General features: G+C 39.1%; 11 protein-coding genes and 1 pseudogene. 2 read left to right on the top strand and 10 right to left on the bottom strand.

The genetic code is table 11. The annotated features are described in order from the left end of the window. From PI85_RS07665 to PI85_RS07650, 4 genes and pseudogenes are all read right to left on the bottom strand, one after another. A pseudogene (locus PI85_RS07665) lies at positions 1 to 425 on the bottom strand (collagen-like protein); the annotation flags it as partial. Positions 426 to 594: 169 nt separating this feature from the next. Beyond that, positions 595 to 1233 carry a DUF2306 domain-containing protein gene (locus PI85_RS07660; protein WP_036125668.1) on the bottom strand — a complete coding sequence of 213 codons (639 nt, stop codon included), beginning with the start codon at positions 1231 to 1233 and terminating at the stop codon, positions 595 to 597. A gap of 46 nt (positions 1234 to 1279) precedes the next feature. Then, positions 1280 to 1714 carry a GNAT family N-acetyltransferase gene (locus tag PI85_RS07655; protein WP_036125666.1) on the bottom strand — a complete coding sequence of 145 codons (435 nt, stop codon included), beginning with the start codon at positions 1712 to 1714 and terminating at the stop codon, positions 1280 to 1282. Between the two features lie 250 nt (positions 1715 to 1964). After that, complete coding sequence (locus PI85_RS07650) at positions 1965 to 2435, bottom strand: GNAT family N-acetyltransferase (protein ID WP_036125663.1); 471 nt, start codon at positions 2433 to 2435, stop codon at positions 1965 to 1967. Between the two features lie 186 nt (positions 2436 to 2621). On the opposite strand from PI85_RS07650, the gene PI85_RS25200 reads away from it, so the two are divergent. Beyond that, the gene (locus PI85_RS25200) at positions 2622 to 2831 is read left to right on the top strand and encodes a YjcZ family sporulation protein (RefSeq protein ID WP_036125661.1); all 210 of its coding nucleotides are present in this window, start codon (positions 2622 to 2624) and stop codon (positions 2829 to 2831) included. Between the two features lie 169 nt (positions 2832 to 3000). On the opposite strand, the gene deoD is transcribed toward PI85_RS25200, so the two are convergent. Together deoD and PI85_RS07635 are read right to left on the bottom strand one after the other, a co-directional pair. Further along, entirely contained in the window at positions 3001 to 3708 is a 708-nt protein-coding gene (deoD, locus tag PI85_RS07640) for a purine-nucleoside phosphorylase (RefSeq protein WP_008174795.1), read from the bottom strand. Between the two features lie 112 nt (positions 3709 to 3820). After that, positions 3821 to 4039, bottom strand: a complete 219-nt coding sequence (locus PI85_RS07635) for a YozE family protein (protein WP_036125659.1) — start codon at positions 4037 to 4039, stop codon at positions 3821 to 3823. Positions 4040 to 4284: 245 nt separating this feature from the next. Between PI85_RS07635 and PI85_RS07630 the strand changes: the two genes are divergently transcribed. Then, positions 4285 to 6126, top strand: coding sequence for a methyl-accepting chemotaxis protein (locus PI85_RS07630; protein WP_052323487.1), 1842 nt, complete (start codon positions 4285 to 4287; stop codon positions 6124 to 6126). A gap of 334 nt (positions 6127 to 6460) precedes the next feature. Here the strand turns inward: PI85_RS07630 and msrB are convergent, their stop codons facing one another. From msrB to PI85_RS07610, 4 genes are read right to left on the bottom strand one after another with little or no spacing between them, the layout of a single operon-like run. Then, the gene (gene msrB, locus PI85_RS07625) at positions 6461 to 6889 is read right to left on the bottom strand and encodes a peptide-methionine (R)-S-oxide reductase MsrB (RefSeq protein WP_008174799.1); all 429 of its coding nucleotides are present in this window, start codon (positions 6887 to 6889) and stop codon (positions 6461 to 6463) included. Further along, positions 6882 to 7415 carry a peptide-methionine (S)-S-oxide reductase MsrA gene (msrA, locus tag PI85_RS07620; protein WP_036125657.1) on the bottom strand — a complete coding sequence of 178 codons (534 nt, stop codon included), beginning with the start codon at positions 7413 to 7415 and terminating at the stop codon, positions 6882 to 6884. Before msrA ends, msrB begins: the two co-directional genes overlap by 8 nt. Before the next feature lie 12 nt (positions 7416 to 7427). Then, complete coding sequence (locus tag PI85_RS07615) at positions 7428 to 8009, bottom strand: YpmS family protein (protein WP_036125656.1); 582 nt, start codon at positions 8007 to 8009, stop codon at positions 7428 to 7430. A gap of 4 nt (positions 8010 to 8013) precedes the next feature. After that, on the bottom strand, positions 8014 to 8958 hold the full coding sequence (locus PI85_RS07610; RefSeq protein WP_036125654.1) for a GDSL-type esterase/lipase family protein: 945 nt from the start codon (positions 8956 to 8958) through the stop codon (positions 8014 to 8016). Positions 8959 to 9077 lie beyond the last annotated feature (119 nt).

The raw sequence follows: 9077 nt of genomic DNA, 5'->3' as shown, positions 1-9077 counted from the left end.
CCTTGAGGTCCCGTTGCTCCTGTTACTCCGGCTAGTCCTTGAGCTCCTGTAGTTCCAGTTACTCCTGTTGCTCCCCGAGATCCCGTCGCACCGATTAATCCTGCTAGTCCTTGCAGTCCTCTCTCACCAGTTGCTCCCACCAGCCCTTGAGGTCCCATTGCTCCTTGGGGTCCTGTATCACCAGTTGCCCCCGTTACGCCCTGGGGTCCCATTGCCCCTGGCGAACCCTGTGCACCTTGCGGACCTGTTGTACCAGTCGCACCCGTCGCACCTGTTGCTCCTGTTACACCTATCGGATCTTGGATGCCAGAAAAATCATATGGATAGCCATTACACCCAAATTCATTACACTTATACTTCATGGGATAGTTACATTTGGAATCACATTTGAAATTATCAAAATTACGGCTGTAACTAAACCTCAAACATTTCACCTCCCATTCTTTTGCATCATATTCGAAATTTTACTATGGAGATAATTAATGCACCTAGTTTATTGACTAATTAGTTAATTAATAGACTAATGCTTTTGAATTTGGCGATAACCTAAAAAAAACATTGGGCTCTATCTAGAACTCAATGTCTGAATATATTTCAATGTATGTTCACAAGAATTGGTCCGAGTTTACGCCGGATATACCATTCAATTACGATTAAATTGGGCACCCAACATAACCAAGCAATAACAGCATAATAATACTGAAAATTTTCATCCCCGAGTAGGATGGTAAACAAAGGTAACCAGATACGTAAAGTCACTGCCGCAAACGTTAAAGCATAATTTCTTAGCATCCATTTTTGATGAGCTTGGATGTTTCGATGTTTGATTTTTATGAGCGCTTGCAACATTGTCAGTAACCAGCCTGTCGATAATAAACCAAAGCCCAATTGCGAGACCCATCCACCTGTGGCATGGAATGCTAAATAAAGACCTGCACTACCGCCAAATAAAATACTGGCACAATATAGTTTCCCCAATATTCGATGACGTCTCACATTGTTCTCTCTTAATTTTGAGGACAAGGTAAAAGGACCCATTATTAACGCTAACACTCCAAAAATAATATGAATATACAGCACGATGAACCACAGTGAGTTTAAAGTAGCACTTAGCATAAGCTTTAATTGAACAAAGCCTGCTTGCTGTGCATCCAACACAATATATTGAACGATGGAATAGCCCGCTATTAAAAATGCCAAAACACGCATGATCAACCACAATTTCTTCTTAATAGATGCAGCTCCTTTCTTCCCTATATAGATTACTTATTATTATGTACTAGGGGAAAGCCGTACGCTGCAATGGAGGGCCGGTTAAAAGGCATGCAAATCGCTCCACACCTGGGTATTTTTCCCCTAAACTCGTAATGTGAAATCCTATATTTTTATAAAAAATCACAGCATCTCTATCCGTTTCAGCATAAATAGAAGAAAATGAATGATGATGGTTAATAAATTGTACCATCTCACCCCCAATTCCTTTCCCACGATGCACCGGTGATACGGCAATATGTTTAATGACACACTGATGTGCATCAACTAATTCAATACCTAGACATCCAACCAGTTCTTGATCCATGTAATAGCCATATAATTTTCTTGCTGGGGCATGTATATACAAATCATATTCCTGATCCACTTTTGTTTTTGATGTGGCATAGGATAATAAAACTTTCACTGTAGGCTGAATAGGAATAGATTGAATAATTTCCATAGAACTCTTCCTTTCGATTATGGTTATACAGATAGGCCTTGGTTTCATTGTTAAATTACTGCACTGGATTTTATTTCTTCAAAACTTTTTTCCACAAGACTAAAACGAACATCATTAGAAATAAAATAGTCATTCCAATAAAAATCATTGAAAGTGGATCAACAAGTATAAAATAGCTGTCTCTTATCTGATAGTTGCTACTCATGGAATACCTCTTATTCATGAAGTTAGAAGTTCGTATTTTTGTTCATTAATCTAAAACCTTCTCAAAACTTAAGATAACTTTATCTTCGTAAATTCTCTCATCAAACTGTATAAAACCAAGCGAGGTCCAGAAGTTTACAGCACTTTTATTGGTAGAATGTACAGCAATATGAATACCGTTTACTTGTTGGCTTCTCATTCGTTCCTCATACAACATGTAAATTTTTTTGGCATATCCTAAACCTTGAAATTTTTTGTGTACCGCCAATAAACTTATCCAAGGTTTATGATGACGAGGGCTTGACATTCCATAATCCAAAATAGCTATAAAGTCATCCCCTTTTTTCACCAAATATCTTTCAATCTGTAATGCTTCTGTTTCTTCGTGTATTTCTAAAATATCCTCATTCCCAAGAACTTTTTTATCATAAGCGATTACATTATATTCCTGATTCGAATTCATAATGTTCTTTTCAGTTTCCACAAATTTCATATCATTTTTAAGAAAGGTAAACATTTTTTATTTCTCCTTTTCTTTTATTAATTTCATAGTACCTCAAATCGGATTTCAATGGCGTTTAATAATGGATTTGAAGTAGACGATTATTATATCGAGGACTCTTTTTTAGCTTTCATTAGACGAATACCCCACTCCCTTCAATGACAAATTACATACTATAAATTGAAGAAAGGAGAGGTTTTCATGGGATATTACGGAAACGTAGGAAACGCAGGATATTATGGTAGTGTAGGTAATTACGGTTGTTGTTACAGCGGTTATGGGAATGAATATAACATGGGCTATTGCATGGACCACGGCAAAGGTAATAGTTCAACATTTGTCTTAATCGTTATTCTATTCATTCTACTCATTATCGTAGGCGCAACATTCATGCAAAAAGAAGATTGTTAATTAGTTAGTTGTAAAACAAATAACTATAACTCTTTCTGTCAATAATCGAAGGGTCGCACTCAGCTGTGGCCTTTTTTTTAGAAAGAAAAAGGAAAAGCAACCGACTAGTATATGGTCGGTTGCTTTTATTAATGGTATTTAACACACGTTCAAAACGCTGTTATATCAATTAGTCTTGAATAGCTGCTTCTAACGCTACAACCATCATGTCGTTGAAAGTCGTTTGACGTTCTTCTGATGTTGTTACTTCGCCAGTTAAAATATGGTCACTTACTGTTAGAACAGAAAGTGCTTTACGGCCGAATTTAGCTGCTAATGTGTAAAGAGCTGCTGATTCCATTTCTACGGCTAGTACACCGTATTGTGCTAATTTTTCGTTTTGATGCTCATCTGAGTAGAATAAATCTGCTGTGAAAATATTCCCCACTTGTAAGTTAAGTCCAGCATCTTTACCTGCGTTATACGCTTTTAATAATAGGTCAAAGTCTGCGATTGGTGCGAAGTCGATAGCACCGCCCCAAATGATTTGGTTCATACGTGTATCAGATGTTGCTGCTTGCGCTAAAATCACGTCACGCACTTTCACATCTTTTTGAATTGCACCACAAGTACCTACACGGATTAATTTTTGCACATCATATTCTTGCATTAATTCTGTCGCATAGATTGAAATAGATGGCACACCCATACCAGTTCCTTGTACTGAAATACGTTTGCCTTTATACGTACCTGTATAACCAAACATATTACGTACCTCGTTGTAGCAAGTTACATCTTCTAAAAATGTTTCCGCGATGTATTTTGCACGAAGTGGATCTCCTGGAAGTAAAATTGTGTCAGCGATTTCACCTTTTTTTGCATTAATATGAACACTCATACTGCAATCCCTCTTTTCTGTCAGTTATCACTATAAATAATACTGTGTTTCTGTCATTTGCGCAATGCTAGACGTCTAGCAACTTAAAAATTATTTATAGTTTTCGTACAATTTATGCCTGTCCCTCATATAACTCCCACAAATGATCAAAAGCTTCAATCGTTAAATTTTCTGTTGCATAGGATTCAATGTAGTTGGATAACTCATTAAAGTCTTCACTTTGCTTTGGAAAATTATGCTCATGAAACATTTCCTCTGCAAACCGTACCTTGGCATCTGACCAGTCGCCGCCCCGAAATGTAAGGACATATAAATAAAAACTTTTTTTCATCACACAATTTCCCCTTTTTTGCATTTACTTTTCGATAGTGTATCAGAAAAAACGGTATTCGTCATAATTCCCACTACTAAGATATATTTCCTATTTGTTATTTTAGAACTATTTTCTTGGGCATCCTGACTTTTGTCACAGTTATATCTATCAGAAAAATTTTAATTTTTAGAAAAAATAATAGAAAAATCTAGTAAAATAAGATAAAATTGAAATCGATTACTAAAAAATAGGAAGGTGATGCGATGAAAAAGACTAAAAAAACTCATGATGCAGCAAAAAAACGCCCGACTCTCTTCACTTTTAGCTTTTTTAAAGGAAAGAAAGCTTCTATACAAGAGGAAACCGGGATCAATCCCCCTCCTATGAAAGAAAAACGACAACGTTTATACCATTTGATTCGAGGCAAAGTGCTTATTATGTTCGCACTTCTTATTGTAATTAACGGCGTTATGGGTATATTGTCTTATGTCAATATACAGAAACTTCAGCAGGAGATGGAAGACTTCACTAAGAAAAATGTCCTAGAGCAGTTAACAGTTAACCAACTCGCGTATGAGATAGCAAGGTTGACGAATTTGGAACAAAGTTACTTAATAACAGGGAATGGCATTTATTCTACCTCCTATCATTTAAAAATTGATACCATTAATAAAAAATTAGCAGCATTAAATGAACAATTTCAGGATCGGCAAGTTGAGCTTGGTCATATGCAGGCCATCGACCAATATTATAAAAATTACCTGGATTATTCAAAAAAAGTAATGACTATGCGTGATGAACTTGGTCTCGAGCAGGCTCGCAAGCTCATGATGGGGGCTACTGGGGAAACAATGAAAACGCATATTGATAATAATATTGAATCTATAAATATGGTGATGGATGAGTCGAATAAAGCCAAGTTAGACAAGCTTAATCAGCAAGTCAATCTTTCAATCACTACATTTTTTATTGTATCCATTATCGGCTTTTTAGCGATCGTCATTTTTGGTTTCATGCTCTTTAAATCTTTGAAGCGTAATACACAAGCAATTAATGACTCCATCCTTGATATTGCTCAGGCAGGCGGCGATTTAACTAGACGTGTGAAAGTGCGAAATCGCGATGAATTTTCCATTATTGCCGCTTCCACTAATACGTTGATTGAGTCGATTTCCAATTTAATTCGACGTGTAAGCGAACTGGCTGATCATGTATCAAGTAGTAGTCAGGAGCTCATGTCATTAGCAGATGAAAATGCTCGTACCATTCAAGATATCGCGGATGCAACAGCAGATATTGCAAGCGATAGTGATAATACCATTTCTAGTATGAATAGTGCGCAACAAAAAATGAGCGACCTAGAGCACTCTATGCATCAATTAAACGAGCAAGCGAGTGCCGTACATCGTGCCTCTATAGCCATGCAGCAAGCAGCCGATGAAGGAAGCCTTTCTGTGGAGCAATCTTCGCTGGTTATGCAATCAATCGAAGAAACAATGGCTTCCACAACATCAACGGTCGAGGCGTTAGGTCGTAAATCTGCCGACATTACATCGATCATTGGTACCATTACGGCCATTTCTGAACAAACTAATCTATTAGCTTTAAATGCAGCGATTGAAGCAGCTCGAGCTGGCGAGCATGGTCGGGGCTTTGCCGTGGTAGCGGATGAAGTTCGTAAACTTGCAGAACAATCCCAAAGTGCTGCCAAGGAAGTAACTGCGATAGTGACATCTATTCAGGATGAAGTCACATCGATCATTGCCCAAAACCATGAAGGGGTCACTACTGTCATTCGTGGCGTTGAAGTGACCAATGAAACCAATCAATCCTTGGCCAACATTTTATCGCATACAGAAGAAACTACAACGATTATTGCAGCCATGGTGGATAAAATTGCATCGACACTGGACTTTAGCAACGCGGTAGCAAGCGATTTTATTCACGTCAATGCCTATGCCGAGCAGTCCGCAGCTAACACCGTAACATCTGCCGCCGCTGCCACACAGGGCTCCGCTTCCATGCAGGAAATCAACGCGGCTGCCACAGAGCTTGCCCAACAAGCAGACAGCCTCCGTAATCTAGTAGGCGCATTTAAAGTTTAAATTTTATTGCGAATTTCTGAGGGGGATCCTTTCGTTAGAGGATCCCCTCTTTTTTTGGGCTGGAGGAGGTTCAATTGGGGAGATATGGATTAGCCATGGTCAGGGATGCTATCTGTCTCTTTGAGCGGTTTTCTACATTTTAGCGTTTTATCCATTCCTCTGAGAGGACTATCCGTCACTTTTCACTTTATATCCGTCACTTTGAGAGTTTTATCCATCTCTTCGCATGTTCTATCCACCGCTTTGCTATTGCTTGCCATTAATCTGAACTCTGCCTCCCTCTACGCCCATCAAAACAAAAAAATCCTAGCAAGATCGCTCTTGCTAGGATTTTTTATTTGAATAATGAAAGGAATTGGCCGTAGCCTTCTTTTTCTAGATCTTCTTTTGCTATGAAGCGAAGGGATGCTGAGTTAATGCAGTAGCGTAGGCCCCCTAGTTCGCTTGGGCCATCTGGGAAGACATGTCCTAGATGGGAGTCTGCTTCTTTACTGCGTACTTCTACTCGGCGCATACCGTGGGTTGTGTCGAAGTGCTCGGTTACTTCTTCTTTTTGGATGGGCTTCGTAAAGGCTGGCCAGCCACAGCCTGAGTTGTATTTGTCCAATGAGCTGAATAGTGGTTTTCCAGAGACGATATCTACATAGATGCCCTCTTCAAAATGCTCATCGAACTCATTGCGAAACGGTGGTTCTGTGCCATTTTCCTGTGTCACATAATATTGCATGTCTGTCAGTTCTTTTAAACGTTGTTCTTTATTCATGTTTATTCCCCCAGTGATGCTCTTGATACGCTCGGCGACCGCTTCCTACCGAATAGCGTTCGTAGTGCATTGGATTTTTCTTATAATAATATTGGTGATAGTCCTCAGCCGGGTAAAATGTGCTAGCAGGTAAGATTTTCACCATGATCGGTTTATCAAACTTTCCAGAGGCTTCTAAATCAGCCTTCGAATGCTCTGCTAGTTGACGTTGTTCTTCATTATGATAGTAAATGGCTGTTGTGTAGGATTCGCCACGATCATAAAACTGGCCACCTGCATCTGTCGGGTCTATTAAGGTCCAATAGATAGACAGTAGTTGCTCATAGCTATAAAGATCATCATCGTATACGATTTGCACGGCTTCTGCATGTCCGGTAGTTTCTGAGCACACTTGCTCATAGGTTGGATTGACAACATGTCCACCTGTATAGCCTGATAGCACCGATTCAATGCCAGGTGTTTCGTCAAATGGCTTGACCATACACCAAAAACAGCCTCCTGCAAATGTTGCATATTGCTTTGCCATTCATTTCACTCCTTATTCACCAGGAACAATAATTTCTAATAAAATTTTGTCATTTGGTAAGTCCAATTCTTTAGCACGGACACGTGATCCGGATGCTATGTTAATGCGCGATAAATCAATATAGATTTCTGCTTTATTTGGGTTCACGGTAATCCATGAAGGGAATTCCACCGAATCCCGCATAATTTTCATTGTTGTCTCCGGCGGAATATTTAATAGCCCGACATTCATTCCCGTCTGCTTTAAAATAATATTGCCCTTGTCATCTACAATGGGTTCAAAATTCATGGAAATCGGTATTTCCGTGTAAAACACCGTGAGCGTGCTTCGTAATTGAATATCATTGCCGATTGTAAAATCAAGTGGTAAAGGCGAGCCTTTTGCTGCATCCTTTAAATATTTTTTGGAAATCGATTCTAATTCCTTTGTTGTGGTTTGCACCACGAGTACATTTCCTTTGCTTTCACTTTCACCTGCTGAACGCTTGGCAACATCGACTCCATCTACTGGTCTAGTTGCTAAAAAAACGACGAGGAGGATTGCAAAAAGCACTGTGCCTGCTAGGGCGAAAAACGCGACTTTCCATTTATTCATTTTGTCACTCCTCGAAGCCTATTGCCTTGTTAATCTTTTCTTCCATACCACACTGCTCCATTGCCGCTAGTATACGTTCTGTCATTTTTTCATATCCCTTTGCATTGGGGTGGAAAAAATCTGTATGATAGACGAGCTCTTCATTTGAATCAAATAAATCCTCCACCGATACATAGCAAGCATTGGAATCTTCACTCGCTACTTCCTCAATCACATTATTCCATTCTGTGATAATTGTATCGAATTCATTCGCCTCATTGGTCACAATCGAAAACGGATTATAGAAACCAATGAGTAGAATGGGCACTGTCGGATTTTTTGCACGAATGCCTTCAACGATTTTGCTATAGCGCTGCTTATACGTCCGCAATTCTTTATCGAATGCGTCACGCTTTAAATTAAACAAATCCTGTTTAACAACTTTCATGACATCATTGCCACCCATTGTTAAAGAAATGAGCTGTGCTTGTTGCAACTCTTCATCATAATGCCCTTTTTTCACTAATTTTAGTAGCTGATCACTACGTCTACCACGTTTGCCACGATTATCAACATCTACCTCAGAAATCGAGGGCCACGTAAGCAATGAATCTGCTAATCTTCCTACATAACCGTCTTGACTATACTCATCACCGACACCATCTGTTAATGAATCTCCAAGTGCCAGATAATGCAGTTGCTTTGCATTTTCTTCATCAATTTGCGATAAATCCTCTGCTGATGGCTCAAAAAAATGTTCAAAAATTTGCGTCAACATATTCTTGGAGGTTTTTTCCTCTTCTACTGTTTGTTGCTCATCCTGCGTCATATCTTGCTCCGTTTCTGCTTGCTCACCGTCAGGCTCTGCTTGCGGATTCGGCTCATCGATTGATATTGCACAACCACTTAGTACTAAGACGGTCAAACATGACAACATAAATCGCCAAATGTCCATTTGACCACCTTCCATCCCTTTCTGTACCTTCTATTATAGAATAGTTCATACCCTAATGAAAAGTGACTTACTCTCTGTTCTCCATAATTTTGTGTTGTTGTCAAAATTCCTCTTTTCCAAATAGTCGAACAAGT

The sequence above is a fragment of the Lysinibacillus sp. A1 genome, from assembly GCF_000801965.1.
In the GTDB taxonomy this organism is placed as follows: Bacteria; Bacillota; Bacilli; order Bacillales_A; family Planococcaceae; genus Lysinibacillus; species Lysinibacillus fusiformis.
The sequence above is the reverse complement of the archived record's forward strand: the minus strand, read 5'-3'. Positions and strand labels throughout refer to the sequence as shown.